The sequence below is a fragment of the Embleya sp. NPDC005575 genome (assembly GCF_040605455.1).
Lineage (GTDB): Bacteria > Actinomycetota > Actinomycetes > Streptomycetales > Streptomycetaceae > Embleya.
On sequence record NZ_JBEXCV010000016.1, the window covers coordinates 41,633 to 64,158 of the forward strand.

The 22,526-nt window shown below is 71.4% G+C and carries 24 protein-coding genes and 1 pseudogene; 14 read left to right on the top strand and 11 right to left on the bottom strand.

Features of this window, described 5'->3' with window-relative positions:
- Positions 1 to 462 precede the first annotated feature (462 nt).
- Positions 463 to 930, bottom strand: coding sequence for a MarR family transcriptional regulator (locus ABZS54_RS08175; protein WP_355532308.1), 468 nt, complete (start codon positions 928 to 930; stop codon positions 463 to 465).
- Positions 931 to 1,078: 148 nt separating this feature from the next.
- Between ABZS54_RS08175 and ABZS54_RS08180 the strand changes: the two genes are divergently transcribed.
- From ABZS54_RS08180 to couO, 5 genes are all read left to right on the top strand, one after another.
- Complete coding sequence (locus tag ABZS54_RS08180) at positions 1,079 to 2,776, top strand: long-chain fatty acid--CoA ligase (protein ID WP_355532310.1); 1,698 nt, start codon at positions 1,079 to 1,081, stop codon at positions 2,774 to 2,776.
- Positions 2,773 to 3,657 carry a crotonase/enoyl-CoA hydratase family protein gene (locus tag ABZS54_RS08185; RefSeq protein ID WP_355532312.1) on the top strand — a complete coding sequence of 295 codons (885 nt, stop codon included), beginning with the start codon at positions 2,773 to 2,775 and terminating at the stop codon, positions 3,655 to 3,657. The genes ABZS54_RS08180 and ABZS54_RS08185 overlap by 4 nt, the downstream gene beginning before the upstream one ends.
- Complete coding sequence (locus ABZS54_RS08190) at positions 3,654 to 5,666, top strand: acetoacetate--CoA ligase (protein ID WP_355532314.1); 2,013 nt, start codon at positions 3,654 to 3,656, stop codon at positions 5,664 to 5,666. Before ABZS54_RS08185 ends, ABZS54_RS08190 begins: the two co-directional genes overlap by 4 nt.
- Positions 5,663 to 6,679 carry a 3-hydroxyacyl-CoA dehydrogenase NAD-binding domain-containing protein gene (locus tag ABZS54_RS08195; RefSeq protein WP_355532316.1) on the top strand — a complete coding sequence of 339 codons (1,017 nt, stop codon included), beginning with the start codon at positions 5,663 to 5,665 and terminating at the stop codon, positions 6,677 to 6,679. The genes ABZS54_RS08190 and ABZS54_RS08195 overlap by 4 nt, the downstream gene beginning before the upstream one ends.
- A 76-nt stretch (positions 6,680 to 6,755) precedes the next feature.
- Positions 6,756 to 7,673 carry a 4-hydroxyphenyl-beta-ketoacyl-CoA hydrolase gene (couO, locus tag ABZS54_RS08200; protein WP_355532318.1) on the top strand — a complete coding sequence of 306 codons (918 nt, stop codon included), beginning with the start codon at positions 6,756 to 6,758 and terminating at the stop codon, positions 7,671 to 7,673.
- A 152-nt stretch (positions 7,674 to 7,825) separates the two neighbouring features.
- Here the strand turns inward: couO and ABZS54_RS08205 are convergent, their stop codons facing one another.
- Complete coding sequence (locus ABZS54_RS08205; RefSeq protein ID WP_355532320.1) at positions 7,826 to 8,398, bottom strand: TetR family transcriptional regulator C-terminal domain-containing protein; 573 nt, start codon at positions 8,396 to 8,398, stop codon at positions 7,826 to 7,828.
- 112 nt (positions 8,399 to 8,510) lie between these two features.
- Between ABZS54_RS08205 and ABZS54_RS08210 the strand changes: the two genes are divergently transcribed.
- Positions 8,511 to 8,816, top strand: a complete 306-nt coding sequence (locus tag ABZS54_RS08210) for an ATP-binding cassette domain-containing protein (RefSeq protein ID WP_355532322.1) — start codon at positions 8,511 to 8,513, stop codon at positions 8,814 to 8,816.
- Between the two features lie 98 nt (positions 8,817 to 8,914).
- Entirely contained in the window at positions 8,915 to 9,376 is a 462-nt protein-coding gene (locus ABZS54_RS08215) for a DUF3237 domain-containing protein (RefSeq protein ID WP_355532324.1), read from the top strand.
- A gap of 147 nt (positions 9,377 to 9,523) precedes the next feature.
- Here the strand turns inward: ABZS54_RS08215 and argG are convergent, their stop codons facing one another.
- Positions 9,524 to 10,948, bottom strand: coding sequence for an argininosuccinate synthase (gene argG, locus ABZS54_RS08220; protein ID WP_355532326.1), 1,425 nt, complete (start codon positions 10,946 to 10,948; stop codon positions 9,524 to 9,526).
- 92 nt (positions 10,949 to 11,040) lie between these two features.
- Here argG and ABZS54_RS08225 point away from each other — a divergent pair, with 92 nt between their 5' ends.
- Complete coding sequence (locus ABZS54_RS08225) at positions 11,041 to 11,577, top strand: iron chelate uptake ABC transporter family permease subunit (RefSeq protein ID WP_355532328.1); 537 nt, start codon at positions 11,041 to 11,043, stop codon at positions 11,575 to 11,577.
- A gap of 268 nt (positions 11,578 to 11,845) precedes the next feature.
- Positions 11,846 to 12,193: pseudogene (locus ABZS54_RS08230) on the top strand (LysR family substrate-binding domain-containing protein); the annotation flags it as partial.
- A 141-nt stretch (positions 12,194 to 12,334) separates the two neighbouring features.
- Here ABZS54_RS08230 and ABZS54_RS08235 read toward each other — a convergent pair.
- The 3 genes from ABZS54_RS08235 to ABZS54_RS08245 form a co-directional block, all read right to left on the bottom strand.
- Positions 12,335 to 13,444 carry a Ku protein gene (locus ABZS54_RS08235; RefSeq protein ID WP_355532330.1) on the bottom strand — a complete coding sequence of 370 codons (1,110 nt, stop codon included), beginning with the start codon at positions 13,442 to 13,444 and terminating at the stop codon, positions 12,335 to 12,337.
- A 206-nt stretch (positions 13,445 to 13,650) separates the two neighbouring features.
- Complete coding sequence (locus tag ABZS54_RS08240) at positions 13,651 to 14,544, bottom strand: hypothetical protein (RefSeq protein ID WP_355532332.1); 894 nt, start codon at positions 14,542 to 14,544, stop codon at positions 13,651 to 13,653.
- Positions 14,545 to 14,608: 64 nt separating this feature from the next.
- Positions 14,609 to 15,115 carry a SigE family RNA polymerase sigma factor gene (locus ABZS54_RS08245; protein WP_355532334.1) on the bottom strand — a complete coding sequence of 169 codons (507 nt, stop codon included), beginning with the start codon at positions 15,113 to 15,115 and terminating at the stop codon, positions 14,609 to 14,611.
- Between the two features lie 372 nt (positions 15,116 to 15,487).
- On the opposite strand from ABZS54_RS08245, the gene ABZS54_RS08250 reads away from it, so the two are divergent.
- Positions 15,488 to 16,948, top strand: coding sequence for a tetratricopeptide repeat protein (locus tag ABZS54_RS08250; protein ID WP_355532336.1), 1,461 nt, complete (start codon positions 15,488 to 15,490; stop codon positions 16,946 to 16,948).
- Positions 16,949 to 17,187: 239 nt separating this feature from the next.
- On the opposite strand, the gene ABZS54_RS08255 is transcribed toward ABZS54_RS08250, so the two are convergent.
- On the bottom strand, positions 17,188 to 17,436 hold the full coding sequence (locus tag ABZS54_RS08255; RefSeq protein WP_355532338.1) for a hypothetical protein: 249 nt from the start codon (positions 17,434 to 17,436) through the stop codon (positions 17,188 to 17,190).
- Positions 17,433 to 17,720, bottom strand: a complete 288-nt coding sequence (locus tag ABZS54_RS08260; RefSeq protein WP_355532340.1) for a hypothetical protein — start codon at positions 17,718 to 17,720, stop codon at positions 17,433 to 17,435. The genes ABZS54_RS08255 and ABZS54_RS08260 overlap by 4 nt, the downstream gene beginning before the upstream one ends.
- Positions 17,721 to 18,162: 442 nt before the next feature.
- Here ABZS54_RS08260 and ABZS54_RS08265 point away from each other — a divergent pair, with 442 nt between their 5' ends.
- Positions 18,163 to 18,528: an STAS domain-containing protein gene (locus ABZS54_RS08265; protein WP_355532342.1), complete on the top strand. Its 366-nt coding sequence runs from the start codon at positions 18,163 to 18,165 to the stop codon at positions 18,526 to 18,528.
- 142 nt (positions 18,529 to 18,670) lie between these two features.
- Here ABZS54_RS08265 and ABZS54_RS08270 read toward each other — a convergent pair whose 3' ends face one another.
- Entirely contained in the window at positions 18,671 to 18,985 is a 315-nt protein-coding gene (locus ABZS54_RS08270; protein ID WP_355532344.1) for a DUF2795 domain-containing protein, read from the bottom strand.
- Positions 18,986 to 19,120: 135 nt separating this feature from the next.
- The gene (locus ABZS54_RS08275; RefSeq protein WP_355532345.1) at positions 19,121 to 19,318 is read right to left on the bottom strand and encodes a hypothetical protein; all 198 of its coding nucleotides are present in this window, start codon (positions 19,316 to 19,318) and stop codon (positions 19,121 to 19,123) included.
- Positions 19,319 to 19,720: 402 nt separating this feature from the next.
- Here ABZS54_RS08275 and ABZS54_RS08280 point away from each other — a divergent pair, with 402 nt between their 5' ends.
- Together ABZS54_RS08280 and ABZS54_RS08285 are read left to right on the top strand one after the other, a co-directional pair.
- Positions 19,721 to 20,263, top strand: coding sequence for a DUF6328 family protein (locus tag ABZS54_RS08280; RefSeq protein WP_355532347.1), 543 nt, complete (start codon positions 19,721 to 19,723; stop codon positions 20,261 to 20,263).
- Positions 20,264 to 20,570: 307 nt separating this feature from the next.
- Positions 20,571 to 20,828 carry a hypothetical protein gene (locus ABZS54_RS08285; protein WP_355532349.1) on the top strand — a complete coding sequence of 86 codons (258 nt, stop codon included), beginning with the start codon at positions 20,571 to 20,573 and terminating at the stop codon, positions 20,826 to 20,828.
- 216 nt (positions 20,829 to 21,044) lie between these two features.
- Here ABZS54_RS08285 and ABZS54_RS08290 read toward each other — a convergent pair whose 3' ends face one another.
- A complete protein-coding gene (locus ABZS54_RS08290; protein ID WP_355532351.1) occupies positions 21,045 to 21,359 on the bottom strand; it encodes a DUF6479 family protein in 315 nt (104 codons plus the stop codon).
- A gap of 116 nt (positions 21,360 to 21,475) precedes the next feature.
- On the opposite strand from ABZS54_RS08290, the gene ABZS54_RS08295 reads away from it, so the two are divergent.
- Positions 21,476 to 22,333: a Rieske (2Fe-2S) protein gene (locus ABZS54_RS08295; protein ID WP_355532353.1), complete on the top strand. Its 858-nt coding sequence runs from the start codon at positions 21,476 to 21,478 to the stop codon at positions 22,331 to 22,333.
- Positions 22,334 to 22,526: the final 193 nt, after the last annotated feature.

A 22,526-nucleotide genomic window follows, 5' to 3' on the forward strand; every position in this document is an offset into this window, starting at 1 on the left:
TTCGACGAGGACCAGGCGGCCGACATCGCCCGTGCGTACGCCGAAGGCGCCGCGGTCAAGGCGCTCGCCCGGCAGCACGGCGTCGCACCCCGCACCATCCGCCGCGTCCTCGACGCAGTCGGCGCCCGCGACACCAGCGAAGTTGTCGAGGACACCGGCGGCCTGCCCACCGACGCCCAGGACCAGGGCCGCGTGCCCGAGCGGGCGCACGCCATCGACGTGCCTGGCCTGCTCGCCGAGCAGCAGACCGTGGTCGCCGATCTCTGCGACACGCTGCTGCGCATGGCCCCGGACTTCTCGATCGGCCACGGTCCGGCCGAGAGGGCCGCCTGGGCGGACGACCACAGCCTCGTGCTCCACCTGCGCCCCGGGGGGACGTTCCGGGACGGTACTCCGCTCACCCCCCAGGACGTCGTGTACAGCCTCCCGCACCGGCGGCCGTGCGATCGCCGACGCCGGGGGCTACTGTGCCGGACCGCCTGCGAGGGCGGTCCGGGCACGGTTGAGGTAGTCGCGGAACGCCCGGCGCTCGGCGTCCGAGAGGCCGTCGAGCATGCGCTCCTCCAACGCGCCGACCTCGTCCCGGGTCTGCGTGAGGAGTGCCTGCCCGGCCGGGGTGAGGGCGATGAGCAGACGGCGCCGGTGCGCGGGGTCGTGCCGGCGGGCGATCAGATCGCGCCTCTCCAGGGCCGTCACCAGATCCCGCATCGCCTGCGGCGTCACGAACGAGTTGCGCGCGAGCTCGGCGCTGGTCAGGCCGTCCCGGCGATCGAGCACGGTGAGCGCGGTGTACTGGAGGGCGGTGATGCCCGCCGGGCGCAGCAGTTCGTCCAGGTGTGCGCGCACCGCGAGTTCGACCTGCTTGACCGCGTACAGGAGCAACGGAGCGTCCTCGCCCGGTGCGTCGTTCCCCGTGGCCCGCGCCGCCATACGCCCCGCCCCTGACCCTTGATCCGGTGATCCCGCCCGTGTGCGCCCCGAGTCTCGCATGCCGGGACGTGTGTCCCGGACGGGTGACCATTGCACGGAATCTTGATATAAGGAAACCTGTCATTGCCTCGACGCAGAGGACCCATCCATGAACACCGCAGCTGAGGGCACCCGCGCGAACTTCGGGCTCGGCACGTGGCCGGCCCGCCGCGCCCGGATCTCCCCGGAGCGCACGGCACTCGTCGAGGGCGGCCACGCCCTCACGTATGCCGCCCTCGCCGACCGCACCGCGCGCCTGGCCGGACACCTGGCCGAGCGCGGAGTGCGCCCCGGGGACCGCGTGGCCTACCTCGGCGTCAACGCCGCAAGCACGTTCGAGACGTTCTTCGCGACGTGGCTGCTCGGCGCCATCGCCGTCCCGCTCAACTTCCGGCTCTCCGGCGCGGAGATCCGCTACATGCTGGCGGATTCGGGGACGGCCGTGCTCGTGCACAGCCCGGACGCCGACGCGCTCCTGGCCGCCGCGGCGCCACTGCCCGACACGCTGCGCACCCTCATCGCGGCAGGGCCGGCAGGAGCAGCGGACCCTGCGCGCCCGGCGGACTCGGCGCCCGCGGCGCACCCGTCGACCCCGGACCGCGACCGGCCCACGGACTCGGGCGCCGACGGCCGTTCGGCGGCCCCCGGTGCCGCGGGCCCCGCCGACCCGCCCGACCTCGCCGCGGCGATCGCCGCCGGGCCCGCGCTCGACGCGCCGCCGGCCGTCGACCCCGACGACCCGGCCGTCCTGCTGTACACCTCCGGTACGACCGGCCGACCCAAGGCCGCCGTGCTCAGCCACGCCAACCTGACCTGGAACACCATCAACCAGCTCGCGCACATCGACATCGGGCAGGACGAACGCGCCCTGTGCATCTCGCCCCTGTTCCACGCCACCGGGCTCGGCCAGGTCACCTTGCCGACGTTCTTCAAGGGCGGCAGCGTGGAACCGGTCGCCAGGTTCGACGCGGGGGCGATCCTCGACCGCATCGAGCAGGCCCGCATCACCAGCTTCTCCGCGGTGCCCACGATGTTGCGCATGATGTGCGAACACCCGCGGTGGGCGCACGTCGACCTGGGATCGCTGACCAGCGTCGTGTACGGCGGTTCGCCCGTGCAGGAACGCGTCGCCCGCGCGTGGCTCGACCGCGGCGTGCGCCTCCAGCAGGGCTACGGCATGACCGAAGCCTCGCCGGGCGTCTACATGGCACCCGCCTCCGGCGCCGCCGACCGTCCTGTTTCGGTCGGCGTCCCGCACTTCTTCACCGACGTCGCCATGCTTCGCGCCGGCCGTCCCGCCGACGTCACGGCCGCGCCCGGCGAGTTGCTCGTCCGCGGCCCGCATGTCTTCTCCGGCTACTGGAACCGGCCCGCGGACTCCGCCGATTCGTTCGTCGACGGATGGTTTCGCACCGGCGACCTGCTCAGCGTCGGCCCCGACGGCTGGGCATCGGTCACCGACCGGGTCAAGGACCTGATCATCTCCGGTGGCGAGAACGTGTACCCCGCCGAGGTCGAAGCCGTGCTGCTACGGCTCGACGCGGTCGCCACCGCCGCCGTCGTCGGCGTACCCGACGCCCGCTGGGGCGAGGTCGGCGCGGCGTACATCCAAACGCGCGAGGGTTTCACCCTCGACGAATCAGGCGTGCGTGCCCACCTGGAAGCGCACCTGGCCCGCTACAAGATCCCCAAGTACGTCGTGTTCGTGACCGCGCTCCCCGCCAACGCCACCGGCAAGATCCGCCGCGTCGAGCTGCGCGTGCGGGCGGCCACGGACTTCGCCGACGTGGAAGGAACCTCCGCATGACCCGCCCCGCCACCCACCCGGCCCCGGCCGCCGACAGGCCCTCGACCGCGACCGCCCCCACGTCCGCCGAGGCGTCGGTGGCCGCCGCGTCCCTCCCCCCGCTGCCCGCGCTGCCGCCGTCGCTGCGCGTCGAGCGGCACGGCCCCGTCGCGGTCCTGCGCCTGGCCCGCCCGGCCAAGCGCAACGCCCTCGACGACGCGACGGTCCTCGGCCTGGAAGCGTTCTTCGCGGCACCCCCGGCGGACGTACGCGCCGTCGTCCTCGACGCCGAGGGCGACCACTTCTGCGCCGGACTCGACCTGTCCGAACTCAGCGAGAGCGACACCTTCGCAGGGCTCCGGCATTCGCGCATGTGGCATCGGGCCTTCTCCCGCATCGAACGCGGCGACGTCCCGGTCGTCGCCGTCCTCAAGGGCGCGGTCGTGGGCGGCGGTCTCGAACTCGCGTGCGCCGCGCACATCCGCGTCGCCGAACCGAGCACTTTCTACGCGCTGCCCGAAGGACAACGCGGCCTGTTCGTCGGCGGCGGCGCCTCGGTCCGCGTGCCGCGTCTGATCGGCGTGCACCGCATGGCCGACATGATGCTCACCGGCCGCGTCGTCGACGCCGCCGACGGCCAGGCGCTCGGACTGTCGCAATACCTGACCGGTGCCGGGGAGGGCCTCGGCCACGCACTCGAACTCGCCGGGCGCATCGCCGACAACGCGGCCATCAGCAACTTCGCCGTCCTGCAGGCACTCCCGCGCATCGCGCAAGCCAACCCCGACGAGGGCTACCTGCTCGAATCGCTCATGGCGGCCGTCGCCTCCGGCAGCGACGAGGCCAAGACCCGCATGCGTGCTTTCCTCGACGGCCGCGCCGGGAAGGTCGGCCGCTCGTGACCACCCCCGCGCACCCGAGCACCCCAGCCACCGCCGCCGCCCCGAACGACGCGCCCGAACTGCTGCGCGCTCCCGCCGCCGACGTGCTCGACACCACCGAACTCGGCCGCTTCGTCCGACACGTCGAGGCCGCCCGGGGCGAAGCGTTCGCCGACTACCGCGAACTGCACCAATGGTCGATCACCCGGCCCGAGCACTTCTGGACGTCGGTCCGGGACTTCTTCCGGGTCCGCTTCGCCTCTCCCGAGGAGGCCGTGCTCTCCGACCGCACCATGCCCGGTGCCCGTTGGTTCCCCGGCGCCACCCTCAACTACGCCGGGCACGCCCTGCACGGCGCCGGCGCCGCCGACTCCGCGCCCGCGCTCATCGCGTACTCGCAGACCCGTGACCGCGTCGACCTGACCTGGGCCGACCTGCGCGACCGGGTGGGCCGCGCCCGCGCCGGGCTGCGCCGCCTCGGCGTCGGCCGGGGCGACCGGGTCGCGGCATACCTGCCCAACATCCCCGAGACCGTCGTCGCGTTCCTCGCCACCGCGAGCCTGGGCGCCGTATGGGCGAGCTGCGCACCGGAGTTCGGGGCGCGCAGCGTCGTCGACAGGTTCGCCCAGATCGAGCCCGCGGTGCTGCTGGCGGTGCCCGGCTACCGGTACGGCGACAAGGACGTCGACCGCCGCGCGACCGTCGAGGAGATCCGCGCCGCACTGCCGACCCTGCGCGCGGTGGTCTCCGTCCCCTACGGACCGGGCACCCTGACCGACGCCGTCGCGTGGGACGACCTGCTCGCCGAGCCCGGCAGCCCGGACACCGACCCCGTGCCGTTCGACCATCCGCTGTACGTGCTCTTCTCGTCCGGCACCACCGGCCGGCCCAAGGCGATCGTCCACGGCCACGGCGGCATCCTGCTCGAACACCTCAAGAACCACGCGCTCAGCTGGGATCTGTCCCCGGGCGACCGGATGGTGTGGTTCACCACCACCGCGTGGATGATGTGGAACGCGCTGGTATCCGGCCTGCTGGTCGGCGCCTGCCCGGTGCTGCTCGACGGGAATCCGCTGTACCCCGACCTCGACGCGCAATGGCGCATCGCCGCCGAGACCGGGGCGACGCTGATGGGTGCGAGCCCCGGCTACCTGATGGCCTGCCGCCGCGCCGGGCTCAACCCCGGACGCGATCACGACCTCGCCGCCCTGCGCCAGATCGGTGCCGCCGGAAGCCCGCTGCCGGCGGAGGGCTACCGCTGGGTCCAGGAGCAGTTCGGCGACCGGGTCCTGCTCAACGTGGGCAGCGGCGGCACGGACGTGTGCAGCGGCATCGTCCAAGGCGGCCCGTGGCAGCCGGTACGGGCCGGCGAGATCTCCGGACCGGCCCTCGGCGTCGCGGCGGCCGCGTTCGACGCCGACGGCAGCGAGGTCGTCGGCGAACTCGGCGAACTCGTCATCACCGTCCCCATGCCGTCGATGCCCGTCGGCTTCTGGGGTGACGCCGACGGTTCCCGCTACCGCGCGGCCTACTTCGACACCTACCCGGGCGTGTGGCGGCACGGGGACTGGGCGCGCTTCGCCGAGACCGGAAGCTGCGTGATCGCCGGACGCTCGGACGCCACGCTCAACCGCGGCGGCGTGCGCCTGGGCACCGCCGAGTTCTACCGCGTCGTCGAGGAGATCCCGGAGGTCGCGGACAGCCTCGTCGTGCACCTGGAGGATCCGGCGGGCGGCAACGGGGAGTTGCTGCTGTTCGTCGTCCCCGCGACTGAGGACGGACTCACCGCGGAACTGCACGAGCGCATCGTCCGCGAACTGCGCGGCGCGCTCTCGCCCCGGCACGTTCCGGACGCCGTCATCGCGGTTGCGGCCGTACCGCGCAACCGCACCGGCAAGAAGCTCGAACTGCCGGTCAAGCGCATCCTGCTCGGCGCGCACATCGCCGACGTCGTCGGGCCGGACACCCTTGCCGACCCGACGGCGTTCGACGCCTTCCTCGCCCTCGCCGCAGAACGGAGGAACCCATGAGCAGGGACACCGACCACGACAGGAACGCCGCCGCGAACCCGGCCGGCGACCTCGTCGCGGCCGCCGCGACGGAGCCCGTCGAGATCGCCCGCGTCGCGATCGTCGGCACTGGCGTCATCGGGGCGAGCTGGGCCGCGCACTTCCTGGCGCACGGGCTCGACGTGATCGCCACCGACCCGGCCCCGGGAGCCGAGGAGCGGCTGCGCGCCGACGTCGCCGCGCTCTGGCCGACCCTGGCCGGCATCGGCTCGATCCACGCCGGCTCGCCCGACCGGTTGACGTTCACGGCGGACGCCGCCGAGGCCGCCGCCGAGGCCGACTTCGTCCAGGAGAACGGCCCCGAACGCGAGGACGTCAAACGCGCGCTGTTCGCCCGCCTCGACGCGGCGGCGCGCCCCGGTGTCGTCCTGGCCAGCAGTTCGTCCGGCATGGCGGCCACGGTGATCGCCCGCGACTGCGCCGCCCACCCCGAGCGCGTGCTCGTCGGCCATCCGTTCAACCCGCCGCATCTCATCCCGCTCGTCGAGGTCGTGCCCGGGAAACACACCGCCGAGGAAGCCGTCCGCACCGCGCTCGCCTTCTACACCGCGGTCGGCAAGAAGCCGATCCGGGTCCGCCACGAGTTGCCCGGCCACCTCGCCAACCGACTCCAGGCGGCGCTGTGGCGGGAGGCGTACTCGCTGGTCGACCGGGGCGCGGCGACGGTGGCCGACATCGACACCGCGATCGCGTACGGGCCCGGCCTGCGCTGGGCGATCCTGGGGCCGTTCGCCAACCAGCACCTGTCCGGCGGATCGGGCGGCATCGCGCACGTCCTCGAACACCTCGGGCCGCCGACCGAGGCGTGGTGGCGCGACCTCGGAGACCCGTCGCTCACCCCCGAACTGGCCGCGAAGCTCGTGACCGGCGTGGACGAAGCACTCGCCGGGATCGACCACACCGCACTCGCCGCCCGCCGCGACGCGCTGTTGAGTCTGCTGCTCGCCGCGAAGGCCGACGCCGACCTGCCCTGATGCCCGGTCGCAGCCGGCGGCCCCGGCGCCGCCGGCGCATCCCGCGCCCCATACCGCCCGTCCCGGAGAACCCATCATGGACCTGACCACCATCGACGCCGTCGACATGCACGTGCACGTCGAACAGGACGGCCACGGCTGCTTCGCCCTCGATCGCGAACTGCTCGACGCCTCCGCCGCCTACTTCAAGGCCGACCAGGACCGCACCCCGACCCTGGAGCGCATCGCCGCGCACTACCGCGCCCGCCGCACCGCCGCCGTCGTCTTCACCGTCGACGCGGGTGCCGCGACCGGCCACCCGGCGCTGTCCAGCGAGGAGATCGCCGACGCCGCCGCGGCGCATGCCGACATCCTCGTCCCGTTCGGCTCGGTCGACCCGCACGGCGGCAGATCCGCCGTCGCCCGTGCCCGCCGTCTCGTCACGCAACACGGCGTCCGCGGCTTCAAGTTCCACCCCAGTCTCCAGGGCTTCGACCCGAACGACACGCGCTTCTACCCGTTGTACGAGGCGCTCACCGAAGCCGGCGTGCCCGCGCTCTTCCATACCGGTCAGACCGGCATCGGCGCGGGTCTCCCGGGGGGCCGCGGCATCAAGCTGCGACACTCGAACCCGATGCTGATCGACGACGTCGCGGCGGACTTCCCCGAGCTGACGATCATCCTCGCCCATCCGTCGGTGCCGTGGCAGGACGAGGCGATCTCGATCGCGACGCACAAGGCCAACGTGTACATCGATCTGTCCGGCTGGTCGCCGAAGTACTTCCCGCCGCAGCTGGTGCGCGCCGCGAACTCGATGCTGCGCCACAAGGTGTTGTTCGGCTCCGACTATCCGGTCATCACGCCGGAACGCTGGCTCGCCGACTTCGCGCGGCTGGACATCAAGGACGAAGTACGCCCGCTGATCCTCAAGGAGAACGCGGTCCGTGTACTGGGCTTGGCCGCCGACGCCGACGCCGACGCCGACGCCGACGCGACGAACGGCCGCCGCGCCTGAGGGTATTCACTCCCCCGCCGGGAGCCGGGAGCCGGGCGGCGAAGGGGCACCGGCCCGGCCGTGGCCCGTCGACCGGTCCGCAGGATCCGACCCCGTACGCGATACGGGTATGGGGTCGACGCGTTCGCGAAGGTGGTGGGTCCGTGCCCGGTCTAGGGGATGAGCATGTCCACGATCGTGTCCGCGACCCGGGCCACACGTTCGGGCGTCCACGGAGCGGGGTCTTCGACGGTGGAGATGAAGTAGCCGCGCACCAGCAGGAAGAGCAGGTCGGCGGCGAGTTCCGGGTCGGCGACGCCCGCCGCGGTGACCGCGTCGAGGAGTTCCCGGCGCGTGGTGGCGGGTTCACGGGTCTGCGCGGCGTCCGCGGAATCGGCGCCGCCCTGCACGGACGACAACATCTCCACCCACAGGCGGCGCAATTGCAGGTCGTCCGGATCGGTCGTGAGGTTCCAGGCGACCGTCGCGTGCAGCCGCTCCCGGCCGTCGAGGCGGCCGACGTGCTCGTCGAGTTCGGCGTACCAGCGGGACTCGGCCGTCGCGACCGCGTTCGTGATCAAGGCAATGCGGGTGGGCACGTAGTTGGTGACCATCGCGGTGGAGCCGCCGAGTTCCTTGGCGACCGCGCGGATCGTCACCGCGCGGGCCCCGTCCCGCGCGGCGACGGTGAGCGTCGCCTTGGCGATGGCCTTGCGGCGCTGGACTTCGTCGACGTCGATCGGCATGAGGGAAACCTAGCTCAGTGGGGACTTGACGTTGAATTCACGTGATGCAACATTGTTATATCACAGCGTTTTCCATGCATTTCGCGTATTTTCCCACCGCGTTGCAGTACTCATGAGCCTTGCCTTCGAACGCGTCGCGGCGCTGCATCGACCGCTCAGGGGCGAGGCACTGCGCGCCCGGGTCGCGGAACTCCTGGACCTGGTCGGCGTGGACGACCGCGAGGCCCGCTCGCTGCCCGGGGAACTGTCGGGCGGTCAGCGGCAGCGAGTGGCGATCGCCCGGGCGCCGGGCGCGTCGTCGAGCACGGCCCGGTCGACCGGGTTCTCGGCGCACCCCAGGACGCGTACACCCGCCGGCATCGACTCGATCCCCAAGCCCGGATGGATACCGCGTCGGCGCGGGCTCGACGCGGCATGACGCCGCCGGACCGCACCAGGCACGACCCCGGCCCCGGTTTCCCGATCCGCTTCATCAAGCCATCAAGCCATCAGGAATCAAGGAATCAAGGAATCATCATGGCATTCACGCCTGCCCTCGAATTCGCTTTCGAGATCCGCGCCCACGTCGCCGAGACGCTGCACATCGGCCACGGCGACGGTGAGAAGACCGAGTTCACCCCGATCGTCGGTGGCACGGTCGCCGGCCCCTGGTTCACCGGCATCGTCCTGGCGGGCGGCGGCGACTGGAGCAGCACGCGCGGCGAAGTCTGCGAACTGGAGGCCCGCTACCTGGTCCGCGCCGACGACGGCGCGGTCGTCGACATCGTCAACCGCGGCTACTATCGGCCCGCACCGGACGGCCCCGACCAGTACGACGGCGATCTCCGAGTCACCGAAAAGGGCCACTACTACCGCACGTCGCCGATCTTTCGCACCGACGCCCCGGCCCACCGCCGTCTCGCCGAGAACACGTTCGTCGGGCTGGCCCGGCCGGACGGCGACGACGTCGTGGTGATCAGGATGTACGCGGTGCGCTAGCGCTTGCGGCGGGCGCTTCAGCCGGTCGCCGGGGTCCACGGGGCACCGGACACCGCGTACCGACGGGCCCCGAGAGGCGGCGGCTCGTCGAGCCGGCCGCCTCTCGGGGCCTCAGTGTTCGTGGGCGCCCGTGCGGCGCGAGGGCGATCAGTCGGTTCCGGACTCCATGGCCGCGTGGTCGAGTGCGTCCGATGCCACCGCCACCGCCTCGGCCTCGTCGCTGCTCGCGGCGATGGCCGTCGCGCCGCCCGGGGTCAGCTCGCCGATGAGTCGACTCCACGGGTTGAGCCCACTGTGGGCGGCGTACTGCTCGAGCTTGTTCCGGGAATCGGCGATGTCCAGGTTGCGCATGGTGAGTTGCCCGATCCGGTCATCCGGGACGAACGTCTGGTGGACACTGCGCTCCATGGACAACTTTTCCGGGTGGTAGCTGAGGTTCGGGCCCTGCGTGTCGAGCACCGAGTAGTCCTGGCCGCGCCGCAGCCGCACCGTGACGCTGCCGGTGATCGGGTAGCCGATCCAACGCTGCAAACCGTCTCGGAGCATCAGCGCCTGCGGGTCGAACCAGCGGCCCTCGTAGAGCAGCCGCCCGAGCCGGCGTCCCTCGACGTGGTACATCGAGATGGTGTCCTCGTTGTGGATGGCGTTCAGCAGCCGCTCGTAACACACGTGCAGCAGCGCCATGCCGGGAGCCTCGTACACGCCACGGCTCTTGGCCTCGATGATGCGGTTCTCGATCTGGTCCGACATCCCGAGCCCATGGCGGCCGCCGATGTCATTGGCCTCCCGCACCAGCTCAGCCGCGTCGGCGAACTCGCGTCCGTTGATCCGCACCGGCCGGCCGTGCTCGAACTCCACGGTGACGTCCTCGGTCGGGATCTCCACCTCGGGGTCCCAGTAGGCGACGCCCATGATCGGGTTCACCATCTCGAGCGAGGTGTCCAGGTATTCGAGGCGCTTGGCCTCGTGCGTGGCCCCCCAGATGTTCGCGTCGGTGGAGTACGCCTTCTCGGCCGAATCGCGGTAGGGCAGGCCGCGCTCCACGAGCCAGGAGGACATCTCCTGCCGGCCACCGAGCTCGGCCACGAACTCTCCGTCCAGCCAGGGCTTGTAGATCCGCAACTCGGGGTTGGCGAGCAGCCCGTAGCGGTAGAACCGCTCGATGTCGTTGCCCTTGTACGTGGACCCGTCGCCCCAGATGGAGACGGCGTCCTCGTGCATGGCCCGCACCAGGAGGGTGCCCACCACTGCACGACCGAGCGGGGTGGTGTTGAAGTAGGTCTGCGCACCCGAGCGGATATGGAAGGCGCCGCATGCCAGGGCGGCGAGACCCTCCTCGACCAGGGCCGCGCGGCAGTCCACGAGTCGCGCCTGCTCCGCACCGTAGGTGCGGCCGCGCTGCGGTACGTCGCTCAGGTCCGGCTCGTCGTACTGACCGATGTCGGCCGTGTAGGCGTACGGGATCGCGCCGCGTTCACGCATCCACGCCACCGCGACCGAGGTGTCCAGTCCGCCGGAGAAGGCGATACCGATCCGTTCGCCGACCGGCAGCTTGCTCAAGACCTTCGACATGTGTGCACCCCTGGCGGCCCGATCGCGCGTGGCCCCGAATCGTAACGAGTGAGCGGCTCGGGAACACCCGAGACCGACAGCATGGCATATATTTGCACTCCAAAGCAAAAGTATGCACTCGATCGAGTATTGTCTTCGCGTCGCTCGCGATCGGCACCAAGACCGTCCCGCTCGCGGACGTCTTCCACGCGCCGGGCGGCAGCCGCGAGGGCGACGCGATCGCCCTGCTCGTGGTGGCCACGTGCCTGGCGTCGGTGGCCGCCGCCTCGGCCGGACCGGTCGCGTTCATCGCGCTCGGCGCACCCCGGATCGCCCGCCGACTCACCGGTACCGCCGGCATCCCGCTGATCGCGAGCGGGCTGGTCGGCGCCGCGACACTGCTCGCCGGCACCGTCGTAATCGTCCTGCACGAACTCGACCACGCGTGCCGCTACGCCGACCATCTCGTCGCGATGCGCGCCGGCCGAGTCGTGGCCTCGGGTCCCCCGCCGATATCCGTCACCCCGGAACTGGTCCGCGAGGTCTTCGACTTGCGCACATCGGTCATCGCATGCCCGGCCTCCGGCCTCCCGCTGGTGATCCCACTGGGCGGCCGACGAGAGGCCACCGAGCCGCCCCGCCGGGCATGACCACCCGAACAGCGTCGTCCGAGCCGCCCGATCGACTCACACAGGCGACGGGGGTTGGCTGATGGAGCCCGTCATGCGAGGCGTCATGCAACGGGTGGCCGACAGCCTTGCCTCCCACGCGGCGGCGCAGTCGTCCAGTGCCGAAATCCGGTAGCCGGGCGGTACACCGGGACAACTCAGCGCCCCTCACCGGGATCGGCCCGCCGCCCACCACGCACAAGCGCCGGACCGTGCGATGACCGCCGGGCGTACGCCTCGATTTCGATCTTCAGACTCCGCCTTCGTCCTCCTGCCCCGCGCGGTCGGCCCGCAGCTGCACGACCGGATCACCGGCCTGTGCGCCGCGGCAGGCTTCACGCCCCGGGTGTCCCAGCACGCGGTGGAATGGCAGACCGTCTGCGCCCTGGTGGAAGCCGGCCTCGGAGTGTCGCTGGCCCCCGAGAGCATCCGGCGCATTCGCCTCGAAGGTGTGGCGTTTCGCGGGATCGACCCGGGAACCGCTCGCACACGAATCGCCGTCGGCTGGCGTAAGAACGACCGAAACCCCATGCTCTCAGGCCTTTTGGCGACTCTTGAAGCTCTCGACGAAGGTGTCTCGCGTGCCGGTGTGCGCTGAGGCGGACGGCGATGGCCCGGGAAGGCTTCGTCGATGTCCGTCGCGTCGTTGTGCACGAGGCGGACGCGACGGCAGCCTCGCCGCGGGCTCATCCCCTTGTCACGAAGCCTCGGTGGGCAGCACGCGCCACGTCCGTGACCTTCAGGACGCCTTTCGTCTGCCGCGTGGGCGCGCGGTGCCGCCTGCGTCGCGGACGGCGTCCTCGAGTTGGTCGCGGGTCATCCTGGACCGTCCGGGGACGTCGAGGTCGGCGGCCCTGCGGGCCAGTTCGGTCTTGGTGAGCGCGGACAGGTCCTCGGGCTGCTTCGCCGCCGAGCGGCCCTTCCTGCTCTTTTCCCCGGTCCCGGGACGGGATTTGCCGCCGCCGGAGGCCTCCTTCTTCCCGCGTGGCCGGGTCGTCGCGGCGCGACGCCCGGAGGTGCTCGCGGCCTCGCTCTTGCGTTTCCCCGTTCCGGTGCGACCACCGCGTTTCCCGCCGGCGGTGTCGACGCTGCGGCGCAGGGCCTCCATGAGGTCGACCACGTTGGTCGGCTCGGGTGCCTCCTCGGCGGCGACCAGCTCGCGGCCTTCGCGTTTGCTCTCCAGGAGTTCCTCGACGCGTTCGCGGTAGGTGTCGTGGTATTCGTCGGGGCGCCAGGGGGCGGCCATCGCCTCGACGAGTTGTTCGGCCATCGCGAGTTCGCGGTCCTTGAACGCGGTCTTCTTCGGAAGGTGGTCGAGTTCGGTGGCGGGGTCGCGGATTTCATCGGCGAAGTGGAGTGTCTCCAGGGTCAGGACCCGGCCCTGGGAACGCAGGGCGGTCAGGTACTGGCGGCCGCGCATCACGAACAGGGCGATGCCCACGCGGTTCGTACGTTCGAGGGCTTGCCGGAGCAGGGCGTAGACGCGTTCGTACTCGGGTTTGGTGGGGGCGAGGTAGTAGGTCTTGTCGAAGTGGATGGGGTCGATGTCGGCGAGGTCGACGAAGGCCGTGACGTCGATGGTGCGGGAGCGGCCCGGGGCGATGTCGGCGAGTTCGTCGCGCTCGATGGTGAGGTAGTGGCCGTCCCCGATGTCGTAACCCTTGACGATGTCGGCGTACCCGACCTCCTTGCCGGTGCGCTCGTTCACCCGTTGGTTGCGGACCCGGTCGGCGGTGCCGCGCTGGAGTTGGTGGAAATGGATCGTGTGGTCCTCGGTCGCGGAGAACAGCCCGACCGGGACGGTGACCAACCCGAAGTTGATCACGCCCGTCCACATCGCGCGCGCCATGCCCGTACCTCCTGTCGACGAACGGGTCGGCGGGCGCCGACCCGTCGAAACGGCGGGACCGCCGGACATCGGCGCGTCCGGCCGGCCCGCCGCGTGACGACACATCTCCCGGCGCGATCGACTCGTCCGATCGCGCACCTTGGCGCTATCTACCCCTTTTGTTAACTTTTGTCGCATGTAAGGGTCGACGGCTCCGCGGCTCCGCCCTACCGCTGGCTACGGATCAGGGCATTCAGGCCGTCGATGACTTCGCGGTCGGCGGCGAGCGCGAAGAGTTCCTCGGCGGTGAGCGGGTCGGCGCGATCGGAGCCTTGCGCGGGGATGTCCTCGCAGACCAGGTACCGAGCCTTCCCCTCGGGCGTCAGGATGCTGACCCAGACGAACCGGATGCCGCTGTTCGGCTCGGTATGGCGTGCGGCGACGGCTTTGCCGCCATCGGGCAGCGTGCGTCGCTCGCATGTGTCACCGGGGACGTCCGGGCCGCCGGGCAGGCCGGGGGGCAGGCCGCACAGGCCGCGTTGTCCGGGCACGCCGTAGAACGAACGCACCGCTTGATCGGTGGCGGCGAGGCTCAGCGTGCGCCCCTTCTGCAGCCTCAGCAGGTACCAGGGGCCGACGTCCCCCGGGTCCTTTTCGACGGACTCGACCGCATCGGGGAGCCGGCGGTCGAGGATCTCCCGCAGTCGCTCCTGGGCGGCATCCGCCGCCGCGGCGAGCCCGGGATCATCGGTGATCCCGGAGGCGGTCGGTCCGGGCACCACCCGGCCGGCCGCCGCGGGTCCCGACGTCCGCTCGGCGGGCCATTGGAGTCGCGCCGGGAGCAAGATGGCCCCGGTGACGAGACAGGCGGCCGCCAGGGTCCCGATGCCGGTGGTTATCCGGCGGCGCCGGTGGATCGCCTGTCCCCGGTTGCGGGCCGAGGCGCCGAAGTCGGGAAGCGTGGGTTCGTCCTTCAGGTCTGGCAGTGCACGGTTGAAAACGTCGTGCAGTTCAGCTTCGGTGATCATGGGCCGGTCGTCTCCTGACGTCGTCACATCGGTCCTGTTCAAGCAGGGTTCGAACACAAACGGGGGTTCGAACACGAGCGGGGTTTCGAACACAAGCGGGGTTCGAACGCAAGCGTGGCTCCAGCGCACGTCACACGGTCGAGGTCTCACCGCGGCGTCACGGACGCGGCAATTCGGCGAGTTCGTCGCCGAGCAGGGTTCGCAACTGCACAAGGCCACGTGCCGTCCCCGAGCGCACCGCGCTCGGGGACCGGCCCAGCAGCGCGGCGGTCTGCTCGATGCTCTGGTCCTCCCAGAACCGCAGCACCAGGATCGCCCGGTAGCCCGGTGACGCCCGCGACAGCGCGGCCATCAGCGCCACGCGTACGTCCGGATCCCCGTTCCGCGCGGCGGGCGCGTCCGGCAAGTCCCCGAGCGGCGCCTCGCCGTTCGACTTCTTGCGCGTGGTGTCGATGTACGCCCGAGTCAGCACCTTGCGGGCGTACTCCGCCCGCGCGCCGGGCTTGTGGATGCGTTTCCAACGTATATAGACGCTCGTCAGCGTCGTCTGCACCAGATCCTCGGCGGCATGCCAGTCGCCGCACAGCAGGTACGCCGTCCTGCGCAGCGCCGCCCCGCGTGCAACGACGAACGCGTCGAAGTCGGCCTCGTCGTTCGTTCTCATGCCTTGCTCCGGCCCTCCTGTGAGATCCGCCGGTGTCACAGAAGAGGACGGAGCCACGCCCGGCAAACGCTGCGTGGAAGTCGGACCGGAGCCCATGTTTCGCCCGGCGCCCGTGTTCGGGGCCCTGCTCCGTCGGTGCCATCGGCTCGACCGTGCGGGCGTCGAACCCCTTGCGTGCGGCCGCGACGCGGGGCAGGTGCGCGATCGACCAGTCGACGATGGCCGTGGTCAACGCGCCTTACGTCGAGGTGATATCCACGAGCTACCTGGATACCGATCGGGTGCCTTCTTCACAAGAGGTACTTCCGCCGACCAGGATGATCATCGCGGCCGGATCGGCCATCGATCTCACCACCGAGGAGTGGAATCGCCATGAGCACCATGCGCGCCGTGAACTTTCGTGCCTACGGCGGACCGGAGGTCTTGGACGTCGTCAGGACGGCTCGGCCCGCGGCACCGCGCACCGGCGAGGCGCTGGTGCGGGTGCACGCCGCCGGGATCAATCCGGCCGACTGGCGCATGCGATCGGGCGAGGTGCGCCGATTCGGCGAGCCCCCGTTCGTCCTGGGCCTCGACCTGAGCGGAACCGTCGAGGCGGTCGGCCCCGACACGCCCGGTTTCTCGCCCGGCGACGAGGTGTTCGGCGTGGCCCTGCCGCCGCACGGCTCGTACGCCGAGTACGTCGTGACCTCCGCCGCCTCCCTGGCGCACGCCCCGCGCACCGTCGACGCGATCCACGCGGCCGCGCTCCCCGTTACCGCCCTGACCGCGTGGCAGGCGCTCGTGCGGGTCGCCGATACCCGCCCCGGCCACCGGGTCCTCGTGCACGCGGCGGCGGGCGGTATCGGTCACCTCGCGGTGCAGATCGCCAAGGCCCGTGGCGCCTACGTCGTGGGTACCGCGCGTGCCGCGCACCACGGTTTCCTGCGCGGGCTGGGCATCGACGAGGTCGTCGACTACACGGAAACGGACTTCACGACGAGCGTCCTCGGGATCGACATCGTGATCGACCCGATCAGCGGCCCGTACGGCCCGCGTTCCCTCGAAGTCCTGGCACCGGGCGGAATCCTGGTGGACGTACGCGGCACCGGCCCCGACCGCGGCGACCTCCACATCCGGGCCGCCGAGCGCGGTCTGCGCGTCGTCGAACTCGGCTTCACGCCCTCCGGCGCGGATCTGAGCGAGATCGCGGCCCTGGTCGACCGAGGCGAACTGCGCGTCGCCGTCGAGCGGGTCCTGCCGTTGGAGGACGCGGTGAAGGCCCACCAAGCGAGCGAGACGGGACGTACCCGCGGCAAGATCGTGCTCACCATGGCACCCGCACCGACCGACGACGACGCTCGCCACTGGCAGCAATGCATGGACGCGCTGTGGGCCGGCTTCGACACCCACGAGAGTGACGATTTCGTCGCGGCCGTACGCGCACTGGTCGCGAAACGGCCCGCGGACGACGCGGTCGCGGCGTACTGGATGGGGTCGGCGTACGACTCGACGGGCCACGAGGCGCAGGCCGCGCCGCACTACCGCCGGGCATTCGCCGCCGGGCTGCCCGACGAGTTGCGTCGGCCCGCCACCGTCCAGTTCGCCAGTACGCTGCGCAACCTCGGCGAAACGCACGAGAGCATTGCCCTGTTGACCGCGGAACGGGCCGCCGCGACCGACGAACTCGACGACGCGATAACCGCGTTCCTCGCCCTGTCACTGGTCGACGCGGGCCGCGAGCGTGAGGCGGTCGCACTGGCACTCGGCGCACTCGCTCCCCACCTGACCCGCTACAACCGCTCACTGACCAACTACGCGCGAGCCCTCGTCGAAAGCCCGAACGAGGAGTAGCTCCGGGGCCGGCACCGGTCCCAGGGGTGGCGGCAGGTGGCCCGGCGCGGCGGGTCGTCGGATCGCCGCAGTGGAATCGGGCCACCGGTGGCCGCGTCACCCTGCTCCGTCACAGGCTCCGGCGCCGGGGCCACCCTCATGAGGCACGCATCGTCGTGCGGCAGCACCCGCACTCACCACCCGACCAGCCTCGCGGGCACCGAGTAGCGGCACTGGCGCACCGTGCGCGACAGGCGCGGTCAAGCCGGCGGTGGGCCCTGGATGCGGATCAGCGAGACGAGCCGGGCGTCCTCGTCGACGTGGTAGGCGGCGACGCAACCGGCAAGGAGCACGTGGCGGAAGTCGCGTCCCCTGATCGGGATCGAGTCCAGGTGGTACGGATCCTCGGCCAGCCGACGCAGTTCCGCGTCGAAGCGCCTGCGCATCTCGGACGGCAGGGCATGCAGGCTGGACTGTGCGTCCTCGGCGAACCACATCCGAAAGCTCATCCCCGGGCGACCTTGCCGGGCTCGTGCAACCCTACGAAACCCGTACCGTCGCCGGCTTCGAGTCGTGCGAGCAACGCGTCGTCCTCCTCGACCGCCTCCGCCGGCAGACCCCATCGCGCCGCCACCAGCGGTACGTGCGCAAGCGGAACGGATCCCACGGCGCGGTCGAATTCTTCGCGCCGGTCCTCGGGCAGGGCCTCCCGGATACCGTCGAGCGTCCCGGGGAGATCCACGAACCGCCCGCCGATGCGTGTGTGCAACAACCTCGCGTCTCCCGCCTGCATGTCCACTTCCTCGATCGACCGACGTGCTGCTGTCCGCCCGGCCCCGGCGGCCGGTACTTCATCGACGAACCCACCCCTCGGGCAAGCGGTCGCGATCGGCGCCGGCCGCTGGTGATCGAAGTCGGGGAGGGCAGTTCGCGATCGCCCATGCGGCTCCTCCACCGGCGTAATGGCGTGCTCACAGCATCGGATTCGCCCGCTACCCGACGGCCGGGAGGCGAAACCTGCACGGCGCGGTCCGCCCGGTCGGGGCCGCGCCCCGTGCGGATCGGCCGTGTATCCCCGGGCCACCACTTCCGCCGGATCCGCGGCGCCGACCCGCACCGGTTCCGGTCACGCATGCGGGGCCGCATCTGCGGGTAGCCGCTTCCGGTTGTCGAAGGGCGGGCCCGCGTCGCACGATGCGGAAACCGTCGAACGGCCGAATCGGTATCGAAAAGCGATGGCTCGACGTCAGGAACAGTTCATGGGACTCACCATCCATCACAGCGCCGATCGACTCGTGGTCGAATTTCCGGCACGCGTGGATCGCCACAACGCGTCCGCCGTCCTGAACGGCCTGATGCGTCTCCTCAACATCCCGCTCGGCCGGGACTGTTGCGAAGTGGTGTTGGATCTGAGGGACACCATGTTCATGGACGAGACCGGTCCACGGGTACTGGCCGCCGTGCGGCGCGGCGCGGAACCCCTGCACCTGCAGGTGCTCTACCGGACGTCGGACGCCCGCACCCGACACATCGCGCGTGCCGCGGGCCTGACGCCCGCCGCCGAGCCGAGCCGTTTCGACCGGACCATGGCCACCCGTTGACGCGAGACCTGCCGACGAGCCCGAACAGAACCGATGGCGAGCATGACGGGCGGCCGTCCCCGGGCCCGCCCGTCGGGCCTCGCTTCCGCCAACCGGGAAGGTCGACCGGATACCCGGACGGGGTGAGCCGGTCGGCGCCCTCTCAGGTGCGATGGTCCTCGGTGCCCAGCCCCAGGGCCCTGGCGAGCTGCTGCACGTTCTCATAGTCGAAGCCGTCCGTCGGCAACCCGGCGACGAGGTCCACCAGATGGTCGGGTGCCGCTTCCTCGCGCATCCGCGCCAAGAGCGCCTCGCGATCGGCCGGATAGACGTCACGCGCCAGATGCCGGGCCAATTCACTCCGCGTCTGCACGTCGGTCGCGCTCATCCCGGATGGTGTTCCGCCCACGCCCGAGGTGCGTTCGACGAGATCCTCCATCGCGTTCGCGGGAGCGTTGTCGTTCTCGTTGGAGGTCATGGCGTGTACCCCATTCGCGTCGGGCCCGAGAGCGTCAGGTGACCAGGATCCGAGTACAGGATTCCTTTGTCTCCTCGGTCGGCTCGGCGTCCGTACCGGTTTTCTCGCCCCTGCCCTTCCCGCCGCCCGTAATCGTCACCGACGCGACGTGTCCGGCCCATCCGCGCGGGAGGGCGTCCGGTCCGCCCGCACCCGGTGGTCCCCGTCGGCGGGCGCGGAACGCCGATACGCGTCCGACAACCACACCAGGGCCCGGGTCATCGCCTCATCTGCCGCCGAGCCCTCCACGTCTCGCCCCGCCAACCGATCCGAGTCGACCCCGTTCGTGCCCATCGCCCACGCTCCCTCGCTCGGCCGCCCATCCCGGGCGCCTGCACCAAGGCTGTCCACGTCGGCCGCCGACATGCACGGCGAACCGCCGAAGTTCGGGCGAGATACCGCCGACCCCACCTGACGGCTTCACCCCCGGCGCCGGCGCGCGACCACGGGCAGCCCCCGCGGGGCCGTCAGGGCTATCCGCGTCCGGACGGGGCAGACGAGTCGAATGGGCAGCACGGTCCGAGTCGGCGCGAATCCCCGGCACTCTCGGGCGGCGCGTCGGCCCGCTCGACGGCGCCTCTTCATCGCGCCGCGGCCCACGCGCGCGGCAGTGCCCTCGCACGCCCGTCCCGAAGGGGGCGGACGAGGAGCAGCGGGCGGACGACGAGCGCGGAAGAGCCGACGACAGGGATGACCATGGGAGACCACGACCGAGGGGACCACGGCGGCACCGAGCCCGACACTCCGGCCGACGCGGACCGGGAACACGGCTTCGACCGTCGGGAAAGTCCCGAGCAGCGAGCCGACCGCCAATGGGGCGAGATGCTCCAGGAGGTACGGGTCACCCAGACCGGGGCGCAGATCCTCTTCGGCTTCCTGCTCTCCGTCGCCTTCACGCCACGCTTCGGACAACTGTCCGCATTCGATCGGAACCTGTATGTGGTGACGGTGATTCTCGGGGCGCTGGCAACTGCGGCCCTGATCGCGCCGGTGTCCATTCATCGCTCGCTCGCCGGCCACCGGCGCAAACCCCAACTCGTCCGCACGACGGCTCGGCTGATCGCCATCGGCCTGTCCCTGCTGGCGGCGGCCGTCATCTGCGCCGTGCTGCTCCTGTTGCGAGTCGCGCTCGGGACGGGATACGCGTGGCTGTGGGCGGCGGTCGTCCTGGCCGGATTCGTCGGCTGCTGGCTGGTGCTGCCGATGCTGCTCAAGTGGTCCCTGAAACGCGACGACTGACTCCCGTCCGACCGCGCTGCCGTTCCCGACAACGGCCGGTCGACGGGGATTTCCCGCTTCCGGGATGCGGCCCGAGGAACGAGATTTGCCGACGGGCCGACGGGTGAAGCTCTCCGACGGCCGGCACCCTCGATGACGGGGACGGCGCTCGCCCGGGTCGAAGCCGGCGCCGTCGAAGGCCGGCGAGGGTGGCGGAATCGGCGCCGCCAGGGCCTCGCCGATCGGCGCGGGCGGCCCCTCGGCCCGGCACAGCACGGACCACTCCGCTCCGCTCGCCGCCGGAAAGTGCCCGGCACACACTGGAACCATGGACATCATCGGCGCGAGGGCCATCGTGGTCATGCCGGACCACGACGAGGTCGAGGTGACCGTGGACGTCCACGACTGGCCGGTGGACGGTGACGCGTTTCCGCACACCTGGAACGCGGTGATTCCACTGGACCTGAGCCTGAGCGTGGGCGAGGAGATCACCCTGTTCGTCCAAGAGGAGAACACCGCTCTGGGGCATACGTGCGTGGTCGTGTCCAATACGGACCGGATGATCCGACTGTGCGCACACGAGTAAAGCGGACCCGTCGAGGTCGACGAACGAGTCGACGAACACGCGGTCCGGCCCACCGTGAAGCGGGAGGTCGGATGGAGCGGGCTTCCGCACATGGGCGGTCCTCCTCTCCGGCGCACGCCGCCGGCGTGCTCCAAGGCTCGATCCGCTCGACATCGCGCTCGCCGCGTTCTCGTCCGGCGCGTTCTGCGAGCGACTCGGCACTCGGACGGACGCCGCTCAGCCGTCCCTGTCGTGCTCGCGCGTGCCGGGCTCCGACGGTCGGGAGGCGAGGTTGCCGAATCCCGGCAGCTGGTGCGGCCCGCGCCGGCGACCGTCCCGGGGCATCTCCGCGGCCTCGCGGCCTTCGCTCCCCGGGTCCGGGGTCGAACCGGTGGGCAGGTCCCGCGGCGGGGGCGGAGGTGGGCGGCGCCTGCGCCGGGCTCCGCTCACCACGGGAATGATGAGCAGGCCGGCAATCAGCAGCACGGCCGGAATCGCCACTGCCGCGACGATCCCGACCGAAGCCGGGGTGAGCTTTGCCAGAGCGATCATGTGGGCATCGCTACCCCGGCCCGCCAAGGCGACACCTCGCGATCTCGGTGGACGGCTGCGGACGAGTCGCCGGCCCAGCCGGGCATGTCGGAGCGGTTCTCGGGAAGCGGGTTCCCATGAGGATCACGACTACGGTAAGCCGCCTGGAGCAGGCACAGAACCTGGACCGTCCCGCGGCGTGGGTACGCGCACTGGTGCGTCGGCTGCCGCAAGGCGCCGTCCGGGACACGTTGCACGGCGTGCCCTTGGGCCACCCGGTGCACCCGGTGCTGGTGCAGGTGCCCATCGGCGCCTGGTTCTCCGCCTCGATGCTCGACCTCGTGCCGCGCACCGGACCCGCGTCCACGGTGTTGATCGCGGTGGGCGTGGGCGCCGCGGTGCCCGCCGCGGCCGCGGGGCTGGTGGACTGGGCGGAGACGCACGAGCAACAGCAGCGGGTGGGCCTCGTGCACGCCGCGTGCAACACGATGGCGGTCGGCCTGTACTCGGCCTCCCTCGTGGCCCGTCTCCGCAAACGGCCACTCCGCGGCCGCCTGCTGGCGCTGGCCGGGCTGGCCGCAGTCGGGACGGGCGGCCTGCTCGGCGGGCACCTCGCCTACCGTCAGGCGACCGGCGTCAACCACGCCGAACTCGTTCCACACATGGTCGGCGACGGCTCCCGGTGGCATTCCGTCGGGCTGCTGTCCGCCCTTCCCGACGGAAAACCCGCCCGCCGCTTCCTCGACGAGACCCCGCTGGTGGTCGTCCGAAGCGGCTCCGAGGCGCACGTGCTCGCCGATCGCTGCTCGCACCTGTCCGGTCCGCTGTCCGAGGGCGAGGTCGCCGACGGCTGTGTGACCTGCCCCTGGCACGGCAGCGTGTTCTCCCTCGCCGACGGCGAGGTCGTGCACGGGCCGGCGACCGCGCCGCAACCGGTCTTCGAGACGCGCGTCCTCGGCGGGGAACTGCAAGTGCGCCTGCCGGGCGCTGGATAGCCGGCGCCGGCCGCCGGGATGCCCCCGGCGTCCGTACCGGTGCTCGCACCGGAGCCCGCTCGCGCCGGACGCTTGATCGGGCAGGACACGTCCCCTCAACAGATCAGTTCCGGAGGCATGACCATGATCGGATCCGGTGTGTCCGAGCTCCATTCCACCGAGGGCGTGCGCCCTCGATCGCACCGGGTTCGGC

Coding starts and splice junctions, on each gene's coding strand:
- ABZS54_RS08250 (WP_355532336.1), top strand. CDS start 15,488: ATGAGCACCATGCGCGCCGTGAACTTTCGTGCCTACGGCGGACCGGAG.
- ABZS54_RS08260 (WP_355532340.1), bottom strand. CDS start 17,720: ATGCAGGCGGGAGACGCGAGGTTGTTGCACACACGCATCGGCGGGCGG.
- ABZS54_RS08245 (WP_355532334.1), bottom strand. CDS start 15,115: ATGAGAACGAACGACGAGGCCGACTTCGACGCGTTCGTCGTTGCACGC.
- ABZS54_RS08210 (WP_355532322.1), top strand. CDS start 8,511: ATGAGCCTTGCCTTCGAACGCGTCGCGGCGCTGCATCGACCGCTCAGG.
- ABZS54_RS08215 (WP_355532324.1), top strand. CDS start 8,915: ATGGCATTCACGCCTGCCCTCGAATTCGCTTTCGAGATCCGCGCCCAC.
- ABZS54_RS08175 (WP_355532308.1), bottom strand. CDS start 930: ATGGCGGCGCGGGCCACGGGGAACGACGCACCGGGCGAGGACGCTCCG.
- argG (WP_355532326.1), bottom strand. CDS start 10,948: ATGTCGAAGGTCTTGAGCAAGCTGCCGGTCGGCGAACGGATCGGTATC.
- couO (WP_355532318.1), top strand. CDS start 6,756: ATGGACCTGACCACCATCGACGCCGTCGACATGCACGTGCACGTCGAA.
- ABZS54_RS08195 (WP_355532316.1), top strand. CDS start 5,663: ATGAGCAGGGACACCGACCACGACAGGAACGCCGCCGCGAACCCGGCC.
- ABZS54_RS08180 (WP_355532310.1), top strand. CDS start 1,079: ATGAACACCGCAGCTGAGGGCACCCGCGCGAACTTCGGGCTCGGCACG.
- ABZS54_RS08255 (WP_355532338.1), bottom strand. CDS start 17,436: ATGAGCTTTCGGATGTGGTTCGCCGAGGACGCACAGTCCAGCCTGCAT.
- ABZS54_RS08235 (WP_355532330.1), bottom strand. CDS start 13,444: ATGGCGCGCGCGATGTGGACGGGCGTGATCAACTTCGGGTTGGTCACC.
- ABZS54_RS08185 (WP_355532312.1), top strand. CDS start 2,773: ATGACCCGCCCCGCCACCCACCCGGCCCCGGCCGCCGACAGGCCCTCG.
- ABZS54_RS08280 (WP_355532347.1), top strand. CDS start 19,721: ATGGGAGACCACGACCGAGGGGACCACGGCGGCACCGAGCCCGACACT.
- ABZS54_RS08205 (WP_355532320.1), bottom strand. CDS start 8,398: ATGCCGATCGACGTCGACGAAGTCCAGCGCCGCAAGGCCATCGCCAAG.
- ABZS54_RS08265 (WP_355532342.1), top strand. CDS start 18,163: ATGGCTCGACGTCAGGAACAGTTCATGGGACTCACCATCCATCACAGC.
- ABZS54_RS08285 (WP_355532349.1), top strand. CDS start 20,571: ATGGACATCATCGGCGCGAGGGCCATCGTGGTCATGCCGGACCACGAC.
- ABZS54_RS08270 (WP_355532344.1), bottom strand. CDS start 18,985: ATGACCTCCAACGAGAACGACAACGCTCCCGCGAACGCGATGGAGGAT.
- ABZS54_RS08275 (WP_355532345.1), bottom strand. CDS start 19,318: ATGGGCACGAACGGGGTCGACTCGGATCGGTTGGCGGGGCGAGACGTG.
- ABZS54_RS08295 (WP_355532353.1), top strand. CDS start 21,476: ATGAGGATCACGACTACGGTAAGCCGCCTGGAGCAGGCACAGAACCTG.
- ABZS54_RS08290 (WP_355532351.1), bottom strand. CDS start 21,359: ATGATCGCTCTGGCAAAGCTCACCCCGGCTTCGGTCGGGATCGTCGCG.